Annotated in this window: 25 protein-coding genes; 11 read left to right on the top strand and 14 right to left on the bottom strand. The window is 65.0% G+C overall.

The window, feature by feature from the left end:
* Positions 1–43 precede the first annotated feature (43 nt).
* From cysD to AC5Y5O_RS16445, 3 genes are read left to right on the top strand one after another with little or no spacing between them, the layout of a single operon-like run.
* On the top strand, positions 44–1,024 hold the full coding sequence (gene cysD / locus AC5Y5O_RS16455; protein WP_500025774.1) for a sulfate adenylyltransferase subunit CysD: 981 nt from the start codon (positions 44–46) through the stop codon (positions 1,022–1,024).
* On the top strand, positions 1,024–2,877 hold the full coding sequence (cysC, locus tag AC5Y5O_RS16450; RefSeq protein WP_096289597.1) for an adenylyl-sulfate kinase: 1,854 nt from the start codon (positions 1,024–1,026) through the stop codon (positions 2,875–2,877). Before cysD ends, cysC begins: the two co-directional genes overlap by 1 nt.
* A 55-nt stretch (positions 2,878–2,932) precedes the next feature.
* A complete protein-coding gene (locus AC5Y5O_RS16445) occupies positions 2,933–3,415 on the top strand; it encodes an Rrf2 family transcriptional regulator (RefSeq protein WP_096289596.1) in 483 nt (160 codons plus the stop codon).
* Between the two features lie 10 nt (positions 3,416–3,425).
* Here the strand turns inward: AC5Y5O_RS16445 and AC5Y5O_RS16440 are convergent, their stop codons facing one another.
* On the bottom strand, positions 3,426–3,815 hold the full coding sequence (locus tag AC5Y5O_RS16440) for a VOC family protein (protein ID WP_096289595.1): 390 nt from the start codon (positions 3,813–3,815) through the stop codon (positions 3,426–3,428).
* A gap of 19 nt (positions 3,816–3,834) precedes the next feature.
* Positions 3,835–4,248 carry a VOC family protein gene (locus tag AC5Y5O_RS16435; RefSeq protein ID WP_096289594.1) on the bottom strand — a complete coding sequence of 138 codons (414 nt, stop codon included), beginning with the start codon at positions 4,246–4,248 and terminating at the stop codon, positions 3,835–3,837.
* A gap of 39 nt (positions 4,249–4,287) precedes the next feature.
* On the opposite strand from AC5Y5O_RS16435, the gene AC5Y5O_RS16430 reads away from it, so the two are divergent.
* A complete protein-coding gene (locus tag AC5Y5O_RS16430) occupies positions 4,288–5,166 on the top strand; it encodes an LLM class flavin-dependent oxidoreductase (protein ID WP_096289593.1) in 879 nt (292 codons plus the stop codon).
* On the opposite strand, the gene AC5Y5O_RS16425 is transcribed toward AC5Y5O_RS16430, so the two are convergent.
* Both AC5Y5O_RS16425 and AC5Y5O_RS16420 read right to left on the bottom strand, forming a co-directional pair.
* On the bottom strand, positions 5,163–6,887 hold the full coding sequence (locus tag AC5Y5O_RS16425) for an NAD-binding protein (RefSeq protein ID WP_096291296.1): 1,725 nt from the start codon (positions 6,885–6,887) through the stop codon (positions 5,163–5,165). The genes AC5Y5O_RS16430 and AC5Y5O_RS16425 overlap by 4 nt on opposite strands.
* Positions 6,888–7,023: 136 nt before the next feature.
* Positions 7,024–7,395 (bottom strand): nuclear transport factor 2 family protein, encoded by a 372-nt coding sequence (locus AC5Y5O_RS16420; RefSeq protein ID WP_096289592.1) that lies wholly within the window; start codon positions 7,393–7,395, stop codon positions 7,024–7,026.
* Here AC5Y5O_RS16420 and AC5Y5O_RS16415 point away from each other — a divergent pair.
* Positions 7,394–7,990: an NUDIX domain-containing protein gene (locus AC5Y5O_RS16415; protein ID WP_207768561.1), complete on the top strand. Its 597-nt coding sequence runs from the start codon at positions 7,394–7,396 to the stop codon at positions 7,988–7,990. The genes AC5Y5O_RS16420 and AC5Y5O_RS16415 overlap by 2 nt on opposite strands.
* Positions 7,991–8,104: 114 nt before the next feature.
* Positions 8,105–8,614 carry an Rv2253 family sensor-like surface protein gene (locus AC5Y5O_RS16410; protein ID WP_207768560.1) on the top strand — a complete coding sequence of 170 codons (510 nt, stop codon included), beginning with the start codon at positions 8,105–8,107 and terminating at the stop codon, positions 8,612–8,614.
* A gap of 19 nt (positions 8,615–8,633) precedes the next feature.
* Here AC5Y5O_RS16410 and AC5Y5O_RS16405 read toward each other — a convergent pair whose 3' ends face one another.
* Positions 8,634–8,933: a DUF732 domain-containing protein gene (locus tag AC5Y5O_RS16405; protein WP_096289590.1), complete on the bottom strand. Its 300-nt coding sequence runs from the start codon at positions 8,931–8,933 to the stop codon at positions 8,634–8,636.
* A 405-nt stretch (positions 8,934–9,338) separates the two neighbouring features.
* Between AC5Y5O_RS16405 and AC5Y5O_RS16400 the strand changes: the two genes are divergently transcribed.
* Complete coding sequence (locus AC5Y5O_RS16400) at positions 9,339–9,944, top strand: DUF1345 domain-containing protein (RefSeq protein ID WP_500025806.1); 606 nt, start codon at positions 9,339–9,341, stop codon at positions 9,942–9,944.
* Between the two features lie 16 nt (positions 9,945–9,960).
* Here the strand turns inward: AC5Y5O_RS16400 and AC5Y5O_RS16395 are convergent, their stop codons facing one another.
* The 4 genes from AC5Y5O_RS16395 to AC5Y5O_RS16380 form a co-directional block, all read right to left on the bottom strand.
* Positions 9,961–10,374 carry a hypothetical protein gene (locus tag AC5Y5O_RS16395; RefSeq protein WP_096289589.1) on the bottom strand — a complete coding sequence of 138 codons (414 nt, stop codon included), beginning with the start codon at positions 10,372–10,374 and terminating at the stop codon, positions 9,961–9,963.
* Between the two features lie 203 nt (positions 10,375–10,577).
* Positions 10,578–10,925, bottom strand: coding sequence for a DUF732 domain-containing protein (locus tag AC5Y5O_RS16390; RefSeq protein ID WP_423790915.1), 348 nt, complete (start codon positions 10,923–10,925; stop codon positions 10,578–10,580).
* 74 nt (positions 10,926–10,999) lie between these two features.
* A complete protein-coding gene (locus tag AC5Y5O_RS16385) occupies positions 11,000–11,578 on the bottom strand; it encodes a TetR/AcrR family transcriptional regulator (protein WP_096289588.1) in 579 nt (192 codons plus the stop codon).
* Between the two features lie 11 nt (positions 11,579–11,589).
* On the bottom strand, positions 11,590–12,579 hold the full coding sequence (locus AC5Y5O_RS16380) for an NAD-dependent epimerase/dehydratase family protein (RefSeq protein WP_096289587.1): 990 nt from the start codon (positions 12,577–12,579) through the stop codon (positions 11,590–11,592).
* Between the two features lie 93 nt (positions 12,580–12,672).
* On the opposite strand from AC5Y5O_RS16380, the gene AC5Y5O_RS16375 reads away from it, so the two are divergent.
* Positions 12,673–13,485 carry an SDR family NAD(P)-dependent oxidoreductase gene (locus AC5Y5O_RS16375; protein WP_096289586.1) on the top strand — a complete coding sequence of 271 codons (813 nt, stop codon included), beginning with the start codon at positions 12,673–12,675 and terminating at the stop codon, positions 13,483–13,485.
* 62 nt (positions 13,486–13,547) lie between these two features.
* Here the strand turns inward: AC5Y5O_RS16375 and AC5Y5O_RS16370 are convergent, their stop codons facing one another.
* Complete coding sequence (locus tag AC5Y5O_RS16370) at positions 13,548–14,336, bottom strand: SDR family NAD(P)-dependent oxidoreductase (RefSeq protein WP_096289585.1); 789 nt, start codon at positions 14,334–14,336, stop codon at positions 13,548–13,550.
* Positions 14,337–14,381: 45 nt separating this feature from the next.
* On the opposite strand from AC5Y5O_RS16370, the gene AC5Y5O_RS16365 reads away from it, so the two are divergent.
* Positions 14,382–14,948, top strand: coding sequence for a carboxymuconolactone decarboxylase family protein (locus AC5Y5O_RS16365; RefSeq protein ID WP_096289584.1), 567 nt, complete (start codon positions 14,382–14,384; stop codon positions 14,946–14,948).
* Between the two features lie 28 nt (positions 14,949–14,976).
* Here AC5Y5O_RS16365 and AC5Y5O_RS16360 read toward each other — a convergent pair whose 3' ends face one another.
* From AC5Y5O_RS16360 to AC5Y5O_RS16345, 4 genes are all read right to left on the bottom strand, one after another.
* On the bottom strand, positions 14,977–15,552 hold the full coding sequence (locus tag AC5Y5O_RS16360; protein ID WP_243394161.1) for a S1 family peptidase: 576 nt from the start codon (positions 15,550–15,552) through the stop codon (positions 14,977–14,979).
* A 105-nt stretch (positions 15,553–15,657) separates the two neighbouring features.
* Entirely contained in the window at positions 15,658–15,906 is a 249-nt protein-coding gene (locus AC5Y5O_RS16355; RefSeq protein ID WP_500025758.1) for a hypothetical protein, read from the bottom strand.
* Between the two features lie 329 nt (positions 15,907–16,235).
* The gene (locus AC5Y5O_RS16350) at positions 16,236–16,904 is read right to left on the bottom strand and encodes an aspartyl/asparaginyl beta-hydroxylase domain-containing protein (RefSeq protein ID WP_165796445.1); all 669 of its coding nucleotides are present in this window, start codon (positions 16,902–16,904) and stop codon (positions 16,236–16,238) included.
* Positions 16,905–17,024: 120 nt separating this feature from the next.
* Positions 17,025–17,792 (bottom strand): aspartyl/asparaginyl beta-hydroxylase domain-containing protein, encoded by a 768-nt coding sequence (locus AC5Y5O_RS16345; RefSeq protein ID WP_500025756.1) that lies wholly within the window; start codon positions 17,790–17,792, stop codon positions 17,025–17,027.
* Positions 17,793–18,309: 517 nt separating this feature from the next.
* Between AC5Y5O_RS16345 and AC5Y5O_RS16340 the strand changes: the two genes are divergently transcribed.
* Both AC5Y5O_RS16340 and AC5Y5O_RS16335 read left to right on the top strand, forming a co-directional pair.
* Positions 18,310–18,717, top strand: coding sequence for a hypothetical protein (locus AC5Y5O_RS16340; protein ID WP_500025754.1), 408 nt, complete (start codon positions 18,310–18,312; stop codon positions 18,715–18,717).
* Between the two features lie 152 nt (positions 18,718–18,869).
* The gene (locus tag AC5Y5O_RS16335) at positions 18,870–19,781 is read left to right on the top strand and encodes a fatty acid desaturase (RefSeq protein WP_207768559.1); all 912 of its coding nucleotides are present in this window, start codon (positions 18,870–18,872) and stop codon (positions 19,779–19,781) included.
* The last annotated feature ends 200 nt before the right edge of the window (positions 19,782–19,981 follow it).

The following is a 19,981-nucleotide window of genomic DNA, read 5'->3' as shown; positions in this document are numbered from 1 at the left end:
CGGCCGGGCCGGGCTGGTTCTATGAACGTCAATGACCGTAAACATGGTCAGTTCTACCAAGATTATCCGGATAAGCGGTTTGGACAGGGAAGCCATGACCAGTGGTGTGACGACGGGCCCCGCGGCCGGTCAGTACGAATTGAGCCACCTGCGCTCGTTGGAGGCCGAGGCCATCCACATCATCCGTGAGGTGGCCGCGGAGTTCGAGCGGCCGGTGCTGCTGTTCTCCGGCGGCAAGGACTCCATCGTGATGCTCTACCTGGCGCTCAAGGCGTTCCGCCCCGGGCGGCTGCCGTTTCCGGTCATGCATGTCGACACCGGCCACAACTTCGACGAAGTGATCTCGACCCGCGACGAACTCGTCGACGAGTTCGGGGTGCGCCTGGTAGTGGCATCGGTGCAGGAAGACATCGACGCCGGCCGGGTCGTCGAGACCATCCCGTCGCGCAACCCGATTCAGACCGTGACGCTGCTGCGTGCCATCCGCGAGAACAAGTTCGACGCCGCGTTCGGCGGCGCCCGGCGCGACGAGGAGAAGGCCCGCGCCAAGGAGCGGGTGTTCAGCTTCCGCGACGAATTCGGCCAGTGGGACCCCAAGGCCCAGCGTCCCGAGCTGTGGAACCTCTACAACGGCCGGCACCACAAGGGCGAGCACATCCGCGTCTTCCCCCTGTCGAACTGGACCGAGTTCGACATCTGGTCCTATATCGGCGCCGAGAAGGTGAAGCTGCCGTCCATCTATTACGCCCACCGGCGCAAGGTGTTCGAGCGCGACGGGATGCTGCTGGCCGTGCACCGCCACATGCAACCGCGCGCCGACGAGCCGGTGATGGAGAAGACGGTGCGGTTCCGCACGGTCGGCGATGTCACCTGCACCGGGTGCGTCGAATCGGAGGCCGCCACGGTCTCGGAGGTCATCGCCGAAACGGCGGTGTCCCGACTGACCGAGCGCGGCGCCACCAGGGCGGACGACCGCATCTCCGAGGCTGGAATGGAAGACCGGAAACGGCAGGGATACTTCTGATGGCTGCACCGACGACACTGCTCCGCATCGCAACGGCCGGCTCGGTCGACGACGGCAAGTCCACCCTGATCGGGCGGCTGCTGTACGACTCCAAGGCCGTGATGGAAGACCAGTGGGCCGCGGTCGAAAAGACCTCGAAAGAGCGCGGCCACGACTACACCGATCTGGCGCTGGTCACCGACGGCCTGCGGGCCGAGCGGGAACAGGGCATCACGATCGACGTCGCCTACCGCTACTTCGCGACCCCCAGGCGCAAATTCATCATCGCCGACACTCCGGGGCACATCCAGTACACCCGCAACATGGTCACCGGTGCGTCGACCGCCGCACTGGTGATTGTGCTCGTCGACGCCCGCCAAGGCCTGCTCGAGCAGTCCCGGCGGCACGCCTTTTTGGCCTCGCTGCTGGGCATCCAGCACATTGTGCTGGCCGTCAACAAGATGGACCTGATCGACTGGGACAGAGAGAAATTCGAAGCGATCAAGGACGAATTCCACGCCTTCGCCGCACGTTTGGACGTGCAGGACGTGGCCACCATCCCGATGTCGGCGCTGCACGGCGACAACGTGGTGACCAAATCGGACAAGACGCCCTGGTATGAGGGTCCCGCGCTGCTCTCGCATCTGGAGGAGGTCTATGTCGCCGGCGACCGCAATCTGGTCGACGTGCGCTTCCCGGTCCAGTACGTGATCCGGCCGCAGACCCACGAGCATCGCGACCACCGCAGCTATGCCGGAACGGTGGCCAGCGGCGTGATGCGTCCCGGTGACGAGGTGGTGGTGCTGCCGATCGGCAAGACCACCCGGATCACCGAGATCGAAGGCCCGAACGGCTCTGTGGGAGAGGCATTTCCGCCAATGGCCGTCTCGGTGAGCCTGGCCGACGACATCGACATTTCGCGCGGCGACATGATCGCCCGCACCAACAACCAGCCCAGGGTCACGCAGGAATTCGACGCGACCGTGTGCTGGATGGCCGACGGCGCGTCACTCGAGCCGGGCCGCGACTACGTCATCAAGCACACCACCCGAACCACCCGCGCGCGGGTCACCGCGCTGGACTACCGCCTCGATGTCAACACCCTGCATCGGGACAAGAGTGCTACGGCGTTGAAGCTCAACGAACTTGGTCGCATAACGCTGCGCACGCAGGTGCCGCTGCTGCTCGACGAATACACCCGCAACGCGAGCACCGGCTCGTTCATCCTGATCGATCCGAACACCAACGGCACGGTGGCGGCGGGCATGGTGCTGCGCGACGTCGCGGCGCAGAAGGCCAGCCCGAACACCGTGCGGCACAAGTCGCTGGTCACCGCCGATGACCGGGCGGCTCGCGGCCGGACGGTATGGCTCACCGGCCTGTCGGGTGCGGGTAAATCGTCGGTGGCGATGCTCGTCGAGCAGAAGCTGCTCGAAAAGGGCACTCCCGCTTATGTTCTCGACGGCGACAACCTGCGCCACGGCCTGAACGCCGACCTGGGCTTTTCGATGGCCGACCGCGCGGAGAACCTGCGCAGGCTGGCTCATGTCGCGACGCTGCTCGCCGATTCCGGCCAGACGGTGCTGGTGCCCGCGATCAGTCCGCTGGCCGAGCACCGCGAGATGGCTCGTAAAGTGCACGACGACGCCGGATTTGAGTTCTTCGAAGTGTTCTGCGATACCCCGCTCTCGGAGTGTGAAGCGCGTGATCCCAAGGGGCTGTATGCCAAAGCCCGCGCGGGCGAAATCACGCATTTCACCGGCATCGACAGTCCGTATCAGCGGCCCAAGAATCCGGATCTGCGGTTGATCCCGGACTGTTCGCTCGAGGAAATGGCCCAGCGCGTCATCGACATGCTGGAGTTGCGCGCCTAGCCCGCAGACCCAAGCATCCGCAGCGCAACGGGCCGATGGTGGCACAATCCTCAACGTGCGCATGTCGGCAAAAGCGGAGTACGCGGTGCGGGCGATGATTCAGCTCGCCACCGCGGACAGCGGCACGCTGGTCAAGACCGACGATTTGGCGCAAGCGCAGGGCATACCACCGCAGTTTCTGGTCGACATCCTGACCAACCTGCGTACCGATCGGTTGGTGCGCAGTCACCGCGGCCGCGACGGGGGCTACGAGCTGGCCCGTCCGGGTAGCGAGATCAGCATTGCCGACGTGCTGCGCTGCATCGACGGGCCGCTGGCCAGTGTCCGCGACATCGGCCTCGGTGACCTGCCGTACTCGGGGCCGACGGCACCCCTGGCCGACGTGTGGCGTGCGCTGCGCGCCAGCATGCGCTCGGTCTTGGAGGAGACAACGCTGGCTGATGTGGCGTCGGGCGCCCTGCCCAAACACGTGGCCAAGCTCGCCGACGACTATCGCGGCCAGGAAAGCCTGCGGCATGGCGCTCCGCGCGCCGACTAGCCCGGTTGGCTCAGCTGCCTGACCCATAGGGCCGAGTCAAGATCTCCATAGCGTGCCCGGCGGGATCCAGGAAGTAGACCCCGCGGCCGCCGTCGCTGTGGTTGATCTCGCCGGGTCGGCTTTGCCGTGGATCGGCCCAATGCTGCAGGCCGCGCGATTGGATCTTGCCGTAGATCGTGTCGAACTCCGGCTCGGACACCAGGAACGCGTAGTGCTGGCGCCGGATCTCATCCCCCTCGGGGGCGTCGGCGTAATCGAGGCTCACCCCGTGCTCGAGTGCGACGACCATGAAGTGGCCGAATGGCTTCGGGGCGGGCAGGTCGAAGAGCTCGGCGAGGAATTCCGCGGATTCGTGTTTGTCGCGGGCGGCGACGATGGTGTGGTTGAAACTGATGGACATAGTTCTTTCCAGTATTCACCTATTTGGGCGCGGTCAGCTCCAGCGCGATGTTGTCCGGGTCGCGGAATTCCAGAATGTAGGACGGCCCGATATCCTTGATCGGCTCGTGCTCGACGCCCAGTTCGTCGAGATGTGCTGCCGCGGTGTCTAATTCGTCCAGGCTGGCGAGCCGGAAAGCGATGTGGTCAAGACCGCACCGGTCTTCGTGAAAGCGATCCGAGGCGACCGGCCGCAGCCCGAGCAGCGTGCCGCCGAGGTCGTAGATGACGCCGCCGTACAAGAAGGAGAACTGGTTGCGGGTTGCCTCGTCGGCATTTTCGGGAAGTTCCAGCAACACCGGCCAGCCGAACACGCTCTCGTAGAACTGCCGCGATCGCTCGATATCGGTGACGGTCAGCCGGACATGTGCGATGGAGGTACTGGCTAAGGGCACTTACCCGAGCATGCCAGAATCGCCGTCGTGCGGATAGCAATGACGATGCCGGTGATGGAGCCGGATTTGGATGCCGCGGTGCTCGAGACCTGGGCGCGCGCGATCGACGAGGGCCCCTTCTCGTCGCTGTGCTGGGGTGAACGCATCGCGTTCGAAAACCCGGACAACCTCACGCTGCTCGGTGCGCTCGCGGCCTGGACGAAACGGGTGCGCCTGATGACGACGGTGATCGTGCCGCAGCTGCACGATCCGGTGATGTTGGCCAAGGGCCTGGCGACCGGCGACATGCTGTCCGGCGGCCGGTTGACCGTCGGCATCGGCGTGGGTGGCAGGCACGAGGACTACCACGCGGTGGGCGCCGACCCCGCGTCGCAGACCATGCGCGACATGGCCGATCGGGTCGCGGTGATGAAGCGGGTATGGGCCGGTGAAAAGATCACTGAGTCGGTGCTCCCGGTCGGACCGGCACCCGTCCAGCCCGGTGGTCCGCCGTTGTTCGTCGGCAGCATCGGACCGAAGACCATCCGCAGCGCGGCCGCCTGGGCCGACGGGCTGGCCGGCACCACCCTGGACCTGGACGTCGGCAAGCAAAATGAGCTCTTCGACGTCACACGGGAAGCGTGGGCGCGGGCCGGCAAGCCCAAACCACATCTGGTGACGTCGTTCTGGTTCGCGTTCGGCACGCCCGAGGAGTCGCGCGCCCAGGTACACCGGCACCTGCGCCGCTACATGAACTGGATCCCGGCTGAGTACGTGGACGCAATGGCCCCGATGACCGGCTGGGCCGGCGACGAAGACGAGCTGCTCGCGGTCCTGCGCAAATTCGAGGAGATCGGCACCGACGAGGTTCAGCTGATTCCGACCAGTTCGGACGTCGGCCAGGTGCGCCGGGCCGCCGACGTCGCCGCGCGGCTCTAGGCCGGTAGCCGCTCGCGACCGACCTCCGGCTGCGGGGGTTGGCCCTTTTGCAGCGTCGCGACCAGCTCGCGGTAGGGGCCGACGAGGTAGACGGTGTCGCCGGCGCGCAGCCGGGCGTCGCGTCGCGGGTGCAGCTGGACCGGGGTGTCGTCGCGGGTGATCGCGATGACGCGGGTCTGCGTGGACAGTTCGAACATCCGCATCCCGTCGAGCTCGCTGCCCGCCGCCACGTGCATGCCGCCGACCATGAAGTAGCGCTGCCCGACCGAGAACGTCCCCAGCACCTGCAGGCCCATCGCGGCGCCGACGAACCACGGAGCGGCCAGTGCGACGGTCGAACGCACGGTGTCAAAACCGAACCGTTCGGCCACCGCGCTGCCGAGCGCGTGGTCGAAAATGCGCAGCACGATCGGCACATCGGGCCGGATGACCCTCGGGATCACCCGCGGACCGAGCATCTCGCGCAGCACGATCCCGGTCTCGATATTGGTCATGTCGTCGTGGGTCAGCACCGCGATCGCACGTGCGGTGTCGACCCGGGCCGCCTCCAGCGTCTGGCGCAGCGTCGCATCCCCGAAGATCACCGGCACCTCGGCAGCGGTCGACAGGTAGCGGTTGTTCTCGTCGATCTCGATCACCGCGACCTCGTATCCGGCGGCGGTCAGGTCGGCGACGACGCGGCTGCCGAACGAACCCAGTCCGACGACGACGATGTGGTTGCGCAAGTGGCGCGCCCGCCGGCGGCCGGCGGTGTGGGCGAAGCGCTGCGAGATCAGCAGGTCGGCGATGAATGCCACCAGGACCGCGGTGGTCATCAGGCCGCCGAACATCAAACCGATGCTGAACAGTCGCAGCCAGGTGGGCTGCGTCAGGAAGCTGAAGTCGCCATAGCCGACCGTCGCGATCGTCTCGGTGCTGAAGTACAACGCGTCGACCCAGGTCATCTTCGCCTGCGGTTGGTAGCAATAGCGCAATAACACCGTCGAGCCGATCAGCACGGTCAGCACCGCGGCGACCGCACGCATGAACATCGGGTTGACGTCGTTGCGCAGGCCGCGGGCGACGTCGATGGCCAGACGCACGCGGCGCTGACGGCGCCGCGTCGTGTTGGGCCGCGGGGCCTTGATGCCGCGTGCCGTCAGCTCGTCGACGGTGCCGATCATCGCTGTCCAGTCGCCGGCGCGGACCTTGAGGTCGCGGCCAGGACAGGTCTCCAGCAGCCCGGGCGCGGGCGAGTTCTCGCCGTGGATCACCGCGACCGGGGCCAGGTCGGCGTAGATCTCGCGCAACGTCGCGTCATAGGGTGCCTGCGAGCCCGAGACGAGAAACTCGATGCCGGCCGCTTCGAACGGGTGCACGGTATGCGCCAGAGCAGCCTCGACCACCGACGGCGCCGCCAACTCGGCGACATCGAGGATCGCTCCGGGACCGTTGTCGTCGGCGACCGCTTCGCGCAGTACGTCGTTGGCCAGCCGGGCGACCACGCGCACATTCGGGTTGGCTTTCCTTGCCAGTAAAGCGATTTCGAGGTTGATCGCGTCGTCGTCGCCGGCGCAGACCACGGCGGCCGCGCGGACGATCCCGGCCTCGATGAGGTCTTCCTTGGTGTCGGCGACGGAGTCGTCGATGAGCTTGACCACGGTGGCGCCGGCGTTTTCCAGCTCCTCGGCGATCGTCGTCGCCAGCGCGTCGTCACCGCTGACGATGATATGGCCGTGCATGCTCACCTGCCTCCCGGGAACGTCACATTGCTATGACTATCGGCTACTGTGCCGATTTCTGCCAGCGCAACACCCGCTATGGCGACGGCCAGCCCGGCGCCGAATCCGTATTTTCTTGGGCTGTAATGGTTTTGCGCTAGAGGACACGGACGTCGGACGGCCCCCAGAACGCCCGCATCGACGTGATCTTCGCGTCGTCGTCGAACGTCATCAGCGAGATGGGCGAAATTCGGGTGCGGGTGTCGCCGGCATCGAGTGTCAGGTGCCAGTAGAACGCCGCCTCGTTGCCGCCGACGCGTATTTCGGCGAGTTCGGTGTCTTTCTTGGCATCTTGGAACGCCGTGTAGAACTCGCGCACCGCGTCCTGCCCGTGCCGGACTTCCGATCCGGCGGGATCCTCGATGGTGGCATCGGCGGAGTAGAGGTTCACAATCTCGTCGGTGGCGCCGCTGGCGACGTGGGCGAGGTAGCTGTTGACGGTGTGGGTGATGGCTTCTTGGGAAGGCATGGCTCCGGACGCTACCTGTTCGCCATGGCGGTCGCTTCGGGTTGGTGATACTAGCAACGTGCCTTTCATCGAACGCCTCGCTTCGCGTGAGATCTATCGGAATCCGTGGCTGATCCTCCGGGAGGACGACATCCGCCGCCCCGATGGCAGCCCCGGCATCTACGCCGTAGTGGATAAGCCGACCTATGCGCTGGTGATGCCCTATGACGAACGCCGGTTCCGGCTGGTCGAGCAGTTTCGCTATCCGGTGGGCGCCCGGCGCTGGGAGTTCCCGCAGGGCACGGCGCCCGATCTGGCCGACACCGAGCCCGCCGAGCTGGCCGCGCGCGAGCTGCGCGAGGAAACCGGGTTGAGCGCGACGTCGTTCGAGGCACTCGGCCTGCTCGACGTCGCTCCCGGCATGACCAGTCAGCGCGGCTGGGTGTTCCTGGCCACCGGGATCTCCGAGGGGCAAGCAGCCCTCGAGCACGAGGAGCAGGACATGCGCAGCGCATGGTTTTCCCGCGAAGACGTCGAGGAGATGATCCGCTCAGGGGTGATCGCCGACGCGCAGTCCGTGGCGGCCTACGGGTTGTTCCTGTTGCACGGGCGATGAGTTTCGGGGCGGGGCCGGTTGGAACCGTTCGGCGCCACGAAGTTTCGGCTGGACGCGGCATTACCGTGCGATCGTGTCCGTGCCGATATCGCATCGCGTCATCGAGTCCGCACCATGGGCACGGTGTGCGCGCGTTACCTGGCCGCGGTGCTCGCCGTCGTCGCGATCCTTGGCGTGCCCGCTATTTCGGCGCACGCCGCGACGCCCGTGTGGAATGGCAAGTACTCGTTGGTCAGATACGCCGTGAACAAGACCGGCACCAGCGTGGCGGCCGGTCAAGCCGAACCCACCTTCAGCGCCGACTACGTCTTCGTGACGTCGTGCGCGTCGGGCAGGTGCGTCGCGACCGCGACGAACGGGCCGGTCCCGAAAAACCCGACGCTGCCCCAACCGTCCCACTACACCTGGGACGGAGCCCGCTGGGTGGAGCACTTCAATTTTCAGTGGGATTGCTATATGGGTGAAGGCGTTCCGAAAGTCTGGGCACCCGCGACGTCATGGGCGTTCTACGCGCCGCAACCGGACGGTTCGCTACGTGGCACCTGGCACACCGACATCTCCAGCGGCCCATGCCGCGGGACGGTGGAGATGCCGGTGGCGGCGTTTTCAGCGGGCCCGCAATAGCCGCGGCCCGCTCAAGTCATTAGGGGCAGTAGTTGGATTCCGCGGCGCTGACGACGCCGGTCGCGTCGCTGAGGCTGATCCCCGGGTTCTTGCTCTGCACCACCTGCGCCAGCTGGTCCGGGGTCTCGCCGTTGGCGCGGTCGACGCAAATCAGGTGCCCGAGCTGGATCAACCCGGTGGGGTCTCCGGTGAGGCCGATCTTCTTGATCTGTGCGAGATAAGCGTCGTCGTCGGCGACCGCGATCCCGGTGCCCACGGTCAACGCGGCGGCAGCAATGGCGGGGACCGTCAATAAGCACAGTTTGCGAGCGGAAATCATGGTCGTCTCCTTGTTTGGGAGGGGCGGTGCAACCGCATCATTATGCGATTCTTAACGCGGCTGTGCGCGCCGAATTGACGCAGCGGGCAAAGATTAGCACCGTACTCGTCGCGCGGTCGGCGCGCTTGAGAGCACGATGTTTCTGACGGATACGTTGCTGGGCGCGGCGTTGGTGAGGCCATTCGACGGCAAAGCGGGGACCGCAATTGGTTCGGTGTCGTCCTGGCCGGCAGCAAATGGGCAGGCTACGACATGAAAAACTGTGAAATTCCCATACCCACGAAATAGTGAACATCGGCAATGATGTCTTTTTCGGAGTTTCTCCCGAGTGTCGCTATCGGATGATGGTTAGGTCGGGATGTGGCGTCTTGGGTGAAATTGTTCCGCGACACCGTCGCGGTTCGGATGGCGGTAGTCGTGGTGCTCGGCGTGGTCGTCGCCATCCTGGTGGGACATGCCCTCGGTTCGCGGTATGCGCTGGTCGGCTGGATCACCGCCGCCGGGGTGTATGTGGTGTGGACGCAGCTCATCCTGCGCGGAATGGACGCTGACCAGACCCGCGAGTGGTCGACGCGAGAAGACCCGACCCGGTGGCTCGCGGACGCGATCATCCTGACCGCAAGCGTCGCGAGCTTGGGTGGCGTCGGATATGTGGTGGCCGCCGGGTCACGCTCCGGCGCCGAGGCCCTCCCAGCGGCCGTCGTCGGCATTCTGAGCGTGGCGGCGTCCTGGTTCGCCGTGCACACGCTGTACACCGTGCACTACGCGCGGCTCTACTACTCCGGCAATCCCGGCGGCATCGATTTCCATGATCCGGAGCCGCCGCGATTTCAGGACTTCGCGTATGTCGCCTTCACCGTCGGCATGACGTATCAGGTGTCAGACACCGAGATCAATCTGACGTCCATTCGCGCCGCGGTGTTGCGTCAGGCGCTGGTGTCTTACCTGCTCGGCGCGGTGGTTCTGGCGGTCACGATCAATTTGATCGCGGGGCTGGGCTCCAAGGTGTGATCGAAAGGTGTTGCAGCTAGCCGATTTTCGTCAGGGTGAAGATGTCGTGCGAGTCGGTGAGGCCGCATGGCGCGGTGCTGTCCAAGAAGACGGCAAGGCCGGTGAGCGTGAGCGGGTCCCACGATTGTTGGACGGTGACCGGATGCAGGCTGTTGTCGTTCGGACAGATCGCGGCCTCCGGGATGGTGCGCGTCACGCTGTACTGGCCGTCGATCAGCGGGGCGTTGAATCCTTGACCCGGAGCGGTCGTCACGTGAGCCACGCAGACCTGCTTGCACGTGGTGTTGATCGTCCACGTTCCGGTGTCACCGTCCTCGTCCGCGTAGTGGTAGACACCGTTCAATTTCGTGTCGTCGGGAGCGGCCAGTGGCTCGGCCGAGGCTGGTAGTGCCGGCAACGTGGCCGCGCCAGCAAAGAATGCGGTCGCCACGATTAATCCGCTTGCCCTCATCTTTTCCGTCCTCATCTCCTGGTTTCACCGCCGCGCGGGCCAGACGAGAACGTATCAGCAAACTGAAGCGGAGTATCCGTTTGCTCCGAGACGCATAGCGAATTGATAGAGAAATTGGTCGGCTGTCCCGAAATCTTCTATGAAGTCGACATGCGTCCCGGATCGCTACCGTGTCGCGGCATTCAGCAGTGCGGGGCCCAGCACCTCTGGTTAGGGCAATAGGTCGCGTGCGCGATGCCGACCATGGATGCGACGTCGCCGATCGTAATGCCTCTGGGGTCCAAGTTGGCGTGCACGTCCCGGGATATCTGGTCCGCCGACCAGCCCCAGCCGAGATCGTCACAAATGAGCTGGGCCATCCCGATCAGGGCGCCCTCGTGTCCCGGTGGCCAGGACAGGCCGGCGGCGCGTAGTTGAGCAAGGTATCCGTCATTGACGGGATCGGCAGTCGCCATCGGTGCGCTCGCAACCAGGGCGGCACTAATCATTGCGGGAGCGGTAATTCTGACCAGCCAGGCAGATGTGGACATGGAGTCAGTGTGCGCCAAATGTGTGAAGAACAAAGAAAGTCGGGATAGCCGTTGAGCTCTGACAATCTTGGCCATCATGGGCGGGGGCCGCCGAGACCGGCGGCGGCCCGGATCTGTCGACGAGCCGCGCCGCGATCAGTCTCGGGAAATATGTAGTGGCTCAAGGCAGTCCGTGCGATGGCGCCGGCAAGGTCGCGGGGATCCACCGTCCCGGCCAGCGCCCCCTCGCGGGCGCAGCGCTGCAAGACCCCTATCAGCCCTTGGGTGATCATGGGTAGTGCCGCGGCCATCTGGTCGTGGGCGAAGCCCGGCTCGAGGTCGAGCAGCCGCCCGGGCGGCTGAGCCTCGAGGAATGCTGCGACGACGTCGAGCGCCGCCTCCAATCGTGCGACACCGACGACTCCCGACATCGCGTCGTCCATCGCCGTACCGAACCGACGGCGTTCGCGTTTTCCCATCGCGTCGATCAGGTCTTCTTTGGACACGAAGTAGCGATAGATGGTGGGTCTCGACACCCCGGCCAGCGTTGCCACGTCCGACAGTGACAGTTTGCGGGCGCCGGTCCGGAAGATCAGCCGCTGCGCCGCGTCCAGGATTCGGTCGGACAGATCTCCGTGATCTGAACGGGGTCTGCGCGATTCGGCGGTCGACACCGTGGCGGCCCCTACAGCTTGCCGAGTTTGCGCAGCCACGAGATCAACAGCCGCAGCCCATCGTCGAAGGACATCGGCACATACCCGAGGCGCCGGGCGGTCAGGTTGTCTTTGGTTCTGGGCTTACGCTCGCTGCGGGCCGCGGCTTCCGCGATGGCCATCAGGGTGGGCCCGAATTCGGCGGTCAGCGCCGCGGAATCGGTGCGGTAGTCGAGATCCTCGACGCGGTGCTCGATTCCGGCCACCTCGCAGGCGCGGTTGATGCCGCCCGCCGTGCTGAAGGTGTCCTCGGGCCGGCCGACCAACAGGTAGCGCTCGCCGGCCACCCCGTTGTCCAGCGCGGCGATCGAGCCCTTCGCGACATCCGCTCCGGCCACCCAGGTCACCGGAAAAGCCAAGTAGCGCTTGATCTTTCCGCGCATGCCCGCCAACAGCACCCGATTGAAACTGGTGCGGTGCAACGCGCGTTCCACCACCAGGCCGGGCCCGAAGATGGCGCCCGGGTGACACGTCAGCACGTCGTCGCCGGCGTCCGCGCGCCGGTGGGCCTCCTGAAAGGCGGCGAGCTTGGTGACGGTGTAGGGGTCGTTGGGCGGGTTCTCGAGCAATGGCGCCTCTTCGAAATCGACGCCCGTGCTCAGGTCGAGGAAGGTGGCGGTGCTCAGGGCGACGACTCGGCGCATGCCGTGCGCCTTGCCCGCGTCTAGGACGTTTGTCGTGCCGTCGACATTGACGGCCTTGAAGTCGTCGAGGTCCTGACTGGCACCGCCCAGCAGCGCGGCGCAGTGGATCGCGGCCTCGGCGCCCTTGGCCGCATGGAGCACATCATCGGTGTCGCTGATATCGCCCTTGACCAACTCGACGCCGATCTCGGCCAGCGCGACCGCGTCGTCGGGATTGCGCACCAGGGCGCGGACGTGGTCGCCGCGCTCGATCAACTGCTCACAGACGTTGCCGCCGGTCTGACCGGTGGCGCCGGTGACGAAGATCGTGCTGGCCATCGCAGCCTCCCTGGAACTAGCCATGCGTTACATATCGAACATATTTAGTGAGAACTGTAAGCCTTGAAGTGGGATTGTTCTATAGTCGACTCCATGGCACTCACCCCCGCCAGCGTGCTGCTGACCAACCGCGTCGCGGTCGTCACCGGCGGCGGTGCGGGCATCGGGCGCGGCATCGCGGCCGGGCTGACGGCATTCGGTGCGCGAGTCGCGATCTGGGAACGCAACCCCGATACCTGCGCGGCCGCCGCCGACGAGATCGGCGCTCTGGGCATTCCGGTGGACGTCCGGGACAGCGCCGCGGTCGACGCCGCGCTGGAACAGACCGCGGGCGAGCTCGGGACGGTGTCAATCCTGGTCAACAACGCGGGCGGTGTCTTCTGGTCGGGAATCCTCGACACCAGCGAGAACGGCTGGGATGCCCTGTACAAGTCGAACCTGCGGCATGTCTATCTCTGCACGCAGCGAGTGGCCCGCGTCCTCGTCGAGCAGAAGCTGCCCGGCAGCATCATCAGCGTCACCTCGATCGAGGGCGTGCGTGCCGCACCCGGCTATGCGACCTACGCGGCCGCCAAGGCCGGTGTCATCAACTACACCAAGACCGCCGCGCTCGAACTCGCACCGCACGGCATCAGGGTCAACGCGCTGGCCCCCGACATCACCTGGACCGAAGGTCTCGAGCAGATCGCGCCGCCGGGATCCCAGCAGCGGATGGGCTTCACGGTCCCGATGGGACGCGCGGGTCACGTCGACGAAATGGCCGGGGCGGCAGTGTTTCTCGCCTCCGACATGTCCAGCTACGTCACCGGCCAAACGATCCACGTCGACGGGGGCACCCATGCCGCCAGCGGCTGGTACCACCACCCGGAAACCGGGGCATACGCTCTCGGACCGACAACTCAATAACGATTCGTTAATTCACGTCCGCCGGTCGCCATCGCGGTTGTGTTGATAACCGCTGCGACTAATTAATCGCCGGTATTCATCGAGACATGCGCTGACATCCCGCCGTCAATAGAAATCATTTGTCCCGTGATGTAGCGGGACTGCTCGGAAGCCAGAAAAAGAACAAGTTCTGCGACGTCTTGTGGCTGTCCTACGTACGGCGTCAGCGTGGCCCGGCCCAGGCCGTCGAGGATGTCGGGGGACAGGTGCGCGCGCACGGCGTCGGTCAGGATCAAGCCGGGCACGATCGTGTTCGCCCGGATGCCGGCCTTGCCTTCGCTGGTGGCCACATACATCGTCAGGGCGTGCACCCCCGCCTTCGAGACGCCGTAAGCCAGGCGGGTGCGGTCACCCGAGAGCGCCGCGCCCGACGACATGTTGACGATGGAACCGCCACCGGTGCTTCGCATTTCGGGCACGGCGTGTTTGCACATCAGCAGCTGACTGCCGAGGTTGGCCTCCATGGATCGCTGCCACACATCGAGAGGCATCTCGGAGACGGTGGTGTCGCGGGCCAGGAAGCTGCTGGCCGTCAGCGCCGCATTGTTGTGCAGGACATCGATGCGCCCGAACTCTGCGACGGTGGCGTGCACCACCGAGCGCGCCACGTCTTCCTCGGCAAGATCGCCGCCGAGGCCGATTGCTCGCGCGCCGCTGTGCCGAATCCGGTCGGCGACCTCTTCGGCTTTGACTTCATCGATATCGACGACGGCAACCGCCGCGCCTTCACGGGCCAATTCGGCCGCGGTCGCCGCACCAATCCCGCCAGCCCCTCCGGTAACTATTGCGACCTTTCCGGCGAGTCTGGACATCGATTTCTCCTTTTCAGTGCCGCACGCAAAAGATAGCCTGAATTAGTGCCGCGTATTGCACCAATCCCGATGGAAGAACTCAGCGCGCACTCGCGCGAGATCGTCGATGCCGGCGTGGCCGCCGGGCTCTACGCGACGCCGGTACCGTTGCAGATCTTCGCCTATCGCAGCGCGCAGCTCGAACAGGTGAACACGGCGCGGACCCACCTCGGTGCCGGCACTCTGCTCGGCGGACGCATTCTCGAGCTATTGCGCATCCGCAGCGCCCAACTCGGTGAATGTGAGCCGTGCAGCCAGTCGCGCAAACATGATTCGATCACCGACGAGGACGTCGTCTGCCTGCTCGCGCCGGGCCACGACACGCTCACCCCACAGGAGCAGCTGGCGGTCGAGTTCCTCGATCTGCTCTCGGCGGACCATCATGCGATCGACGACGAGTTCTACCAGCGGCTGGGTGAGCACTTCACCGCGGCACAGATCATCGAACTCGGGTTCACCTGTGCGGGCGTCATGGGGTTGCATCGCTTTATCCACACCCTCAACGTGTACGGCGATTCGCCACCTGTCATCGAATACGGCCGGGACCAGGTCGACGCGGCCAAGGCGGTGTGAGAATGCCAAGCCGATCCTTCAGCCATGCTCAGGGGAGAATGCGCAAGCCCCACCGGCCGAGCAGTGGATACACGAGTGTGAAGTACGTCGTATGGTCGTCACCTTCCGGTGAAGACATCAAGATGCCGACTGCGCTAACGCTGCCGTCCGCGTTCTTCACGAAGCCAGGGCTCCCGCTGTCGCCTTTCAAGCTGTAGACGCTGGCTTCGACCACTCCGTCGTCGACGCTCTTGACGGTGCCGCAAGTCTCACCGGTGACCGCGCCGAGCTTGCAGAACGGCGTGCCCACCTGAATCTGGGAGGGACTCAGGACATCTCGGACCGGGTACTTGCCGCCGACATCTCCCACCGGTACCCCGACGCTCGGGTCAAGGCGGATGATGGCGGCGTCCTTGTTATCGCCATCGTTCTCGCTCGCGGTGATTCTTCCCAGCGGGACATCCTGCTCGTAAGTCCATATCGAACCGTCGTGCGCATCGCAGTGCCCACTGGTCAACAGGTAGTAGCTGTTATCGCTGCCTTGAGTCGCGAAACCCGCTGTGCATCTGCCGCTTTCATCGTCGACCTCGACGCCCGGCATCGGAGGTGCGGCGGCTCGCGCCATGGCGGCGAGCGCCGTGGCCCCAATCAGCACGGCACTTCCGATCGCGAGACTCCGAAACCATACTGCCGTGGCATGGACCGAGACGCGGCTTGTGCGCTTCACCGACTAGTCCAGAGGAGTTGCGACGCAGTCACTGATGCCCCGCAACATAGTGAGGCGTTTCTCAAGTTCTCGCTTGGCGACCTCACACGCCGAGCCGGGATCGTCGGCGGCGGTGTCTGGCACGGTTAGCGTGACTCTGCGCTGTGTGCCACCGATGGATTCCCAGTCGGTGAACATCGGCGATTGCTCGACAAACGGTCTTGCGGGGCCCTGGTGAGGGATGTCCGCATAGATGATCACACGCCAATTCATGTTGTTGACCCCAACCGTCGGGCCGTCGCGGCTACCAAGGCGATGGCTTTCGATGATGCTGTAAGCGGGCCCGCGCCGGAAGGGTGCTGAATCCGGATCCGACGCGGGCCCATCTGGGTGCCTGCTGACTTGCGCCCAGAACCCCATCGTCGCGTCGGTACCGGACCGGCCACTAGGGACTAAAGACTCCAGTTGTCTGCGAATGCTGACCCGCCCATGACCCACGGCGCTTAGGGGATGTGGCCGCTCGGGACGATGTCGGGTGCGTACGGGCGATTCAGGGTGGCGGTGACAATCTGTCCGCCGACAGTCACGACGAAGGCGCACCGTTAATCCATTGCGGCAGCTTGCCTCTGGTGCCACCGCTCAATATTGCGCACCCCGTCGCGCACGAAAGGACTCGCCCGTAACAGACCGAACAAGGTGTCGCGCACCAGCGAGCCGGGGAAGCGCAGCGGCCGCTTCACGTGAAGCAGCAGGATCACGCGGTGATCCTCGGTGTCGTTCCACACCTCGTGCGGGAACATGTCGTCAAAGATCGCGATGTGGCCCTCCTGCCACACCACCTCATGGTCGCCGATCGTCATCCGACAGTTCTGGCGGTCACGCGGCACGGTGAGGCCCAGATGGGCGGTGACGATGGCCTTGGTCGGCCCGGTATGGCGCGGCACGTGTGCGCCGGGCAGCATTACCGAGTACATGGCGGTCATCAGGCCCGGGATGCGCTCGAGGGCCCGCGCCGTCTCTGGGCAGCGGCCGCAGTTGACCTCGCTGCGGATCCCGTAGCCCCAAAGGAAAAAGGAGCGCCAGCGCTCATCGACCGCGATCTTTTCATGATCGACCGAAATCTCGCGCAACGCGGGAACCGACATCGGGTCGCGCATCACCTCCCGGGCCTCGTCGCGGATGGCGGTCCAGCTCTCGGCGAGGTCGGTCGTCCAGGGAAACACCTCGTTCGGGAAGACCTGGTATTCCTCAGTCGCCGCGAACCGCATCATGATCCAGTCGATGATCGGTAACAGCCAGAGGCCGAAGGCGATGATCAGTTCGCGGCCGGACTTGAGCCCTACCATCTTGTATTCGGCTGTCCTAGAGAACATTCCGCTCGCTCGTACGGCTTAAACCGCACGGCTCGAGCGTTGCGTCGGGACAACGGCGGGCGCTGACGGCGCGGCAGTGTCCAGCGAGTCCCCGTTTCGGTAAAAGGTCTTCTCCCATTTCTTGTGCGCCTTCTTTCCCTCCCTGATGAACGGGGTGAAGGCGGCGATGTTGAGGAGCAGCCAATTGACGAGGGAGGCCGGGAAACGCAGCGGCTTGACGAAGTCGACGAACAGCACGACGCGGGTTTCGTTGGAGCGGTTCCACGCCTCGTGCTCGTATGAGTCGTCGAAGATCAGGATCTTGCCTTCGTCCCACTCGCAGACGGTGTCGTCCACGCTGATCGCAACCGTGCCGGGCGCGGCGTCCGGCACGAGCAGGCCGAGGTGGAGGCGGAGCACGCCGTTGTAGGGTCCGCGATGTGGCTTGAGGTGCTTTCCCGGCTCGAGGACCGAGAACATCGCCGTCTTCATACCCGGGATCGTGTGCAGGATGCGCCACGTTTGCGGGCACCGGCGAATGGCCTCGGCCGACTTGGCGCCGTAGCAGGCCAAGACGAACGTTTTCCAGTCGCGGTCGGTGCTGATCGAGCGCAGCTCACTCAAGATCTCGTGGCAGCCGGGCAGCTCCTCCTTGCGGATTAGCAGGCTATCGAGTTCGGCGCGGACCTGGTGCCATTCACGCTCGATGTCCATCGCCCACGGAAACTCCTCGACGTCATACACCGGTCGATTACCGAGTTTCGCGTACTTCTCGTTGAGCTCCTGGGCCCATTCGACTATATGCATCAACGCACGATTTATGAGTCCAGGCCGGTTCAAAGTGTCTTCGATTCCCGCGGTGCGCCGGACGGAACCTGCCATGAATTCAGCCTTTCTGTGGCCGCTATCTCGCAATACATATAGGGCCGATCCTGTCCAGGTCCCGAAGGGCCCGACCCGACCCTAGCCGCAACCTCGTTATTCGCTCAACACACGCGCCGGCCAACATGTTTCGTCACCGACCGGCCATGTAATGGCAACGGGACTGACAGGTTATCTTGCCCGCCGGAGGGCTACCACTGGCTCGAGACGCGGGAATCGGAGCCGATGTCATTGCGGATTAGCCACTGCGATGCGAGGATGTTCGCGAAGAATGCAATAGCGGCAAGATGAATCAATGCTTAACGTACCCAAGAAAAAGGGTTGTCATGCGTACCGCGGTTTTCGACGAGATAAATTCTCTCACCATCAATTCACCTTCCATCAAATTGCATGTCACAGAACTGCTCGCGTCGATCGGGTACCGGCCACCCGCTGTGGGCGCGTGAGGGAGCACGCCCGGCCAGTGTTGGCCGCGCTGATCGGGGGCGGGGCATACGGTTGCTGGGCGGCGTTTACTCACCACCGGCTCGGCTTGGAGGTCGCGGTGCGCACGGGCTTCGCACAGCTGGCACTGAGCGTGATCGCGACCCTGGTGGCGGTGCTGGTGCTCGAACGGCTTTTCCGCGTGCCGTCGAATCCCGTGCGCGGCTTCTGGTTGGCCGCGCTGGGAACTTCGACGCTGAGTGCGATTTGGCTGTACGTGGGCCACGAGCTGGCGGCCACACCCGACATCGCGGTGACGATTGCACCCCCCGTGATTGTGGGCACCGCGTCGGACTTCCTTTACGCCGGTGCGCTGCTCGTGCTGGCCAGAAGGGGCGCTGGCACCAAGGGGGCGTCCGTTCGCTGAGCGCGCGGCCGCCACCGTTCGCGGCGGGGTCCGGCCCGTATCGCGTCAACCGATCCTGAACAGGGGAGCAGGCGGTCATGGCAGTAATCCAGTCGTCGACCTGGCGAGCCGAACAAGATGGCAAGTCTGGCCGCGTCACCTCGTGCGTGTTAGTGGCGGTGGCGCTGGCCGGCCTATGCCTCCAGCTATTGGTCCTGCCGCTCTGGTTGCTGCCGGCGGATCCGGGCTTCGGATGGCTGCTGGCGCCGATCGCGCTGCTCTCGATGCCGTTCTGGTCGCTGATCCACGAGGCCATCCACGGCACATTGATGCGGCAAAGGAAATGGAACGATGGCTGCGGTCGGGTGCTTGCCATCGGCTATGGCGCGCCATTTGTGCTGCTCAAGTCCGCTCATCTGTTGCATCACCGGTACAACCGGACCCGCCGGGAGCGGACCGAGGTCTTTGATCCGGCAACCTCAAGTTGGGCTGCGGCGGCTCCCGCGTACTACTTGCACCTTCTGGGCGGGCTTTACGTCATTGAGGCCGCTTCAGTGTTGCTCGTCGCCGCGCCGCGCCGGCTCTGGCGCTACCTGGGGCGCCTGCTCGACTCGCCCGACACGTTCGGCGGCATGTTGCTCGAGGGCATCAGCCGACGGCACCTGGGGGAGTTCCGCTCGGACGCGGTTTTGGTGGGCGCGGTGTATGCGGCCGCGGGCTTCGCCTACGGTCGGCACGTTTGGATGCTGGCCGTCGCGATCGCTGCGCGCGCGGTTTTGATCTCTATCGCGGACAACGCATACCACTACGGCACCCGGCTCGACGCGCGGTTGGAGGCGCTGAATCTTCGGCTGCCGCGAGCTTTGGAACGATTCGTCCTCGCATTCAATTTGCACAGCGTTCATCACCGGCATCCGGGCCTGCCCTGGTACGAACTTCGCTCGGCATTCTTGGCCGACGGTGACGAATTCCACCTCGGCTGGTTCACGGCCGCGGCGCGGCAACTGCGTGGGCCGATCTCGGCTGATTCGGCCGACCTTCGGCAGCCAACATTGCTTCGAAAAAACTCAATCGAGCGAGGCTAAAAGGCAAGCGAGACAAGGACTGTGGCTCCGTTGTTGCGGACTTCGCCGGCGCCGGTCCGGGAGCGGTTACGGTTGGTCGCCTGGGGATCCATCAGTTGGTACATCTGGTTCAGGTCCGAGCTCGTTGTGCGACAACCGGTCCCAATCTGGTCACCTGACGACGTCGCCGCCGCGTTGGGCCGACGTCGTGGTCGGGCGGT

The sequence above is a fragment of the Mycobacterium sp. NGS40 genome (genome assembly GCF_059812735.1).
The sequence above is the reverse complement of the archived record's forward strand: the minus strand, read 5'-3'. Positions and strand labels throughout refer to the sequence as shown.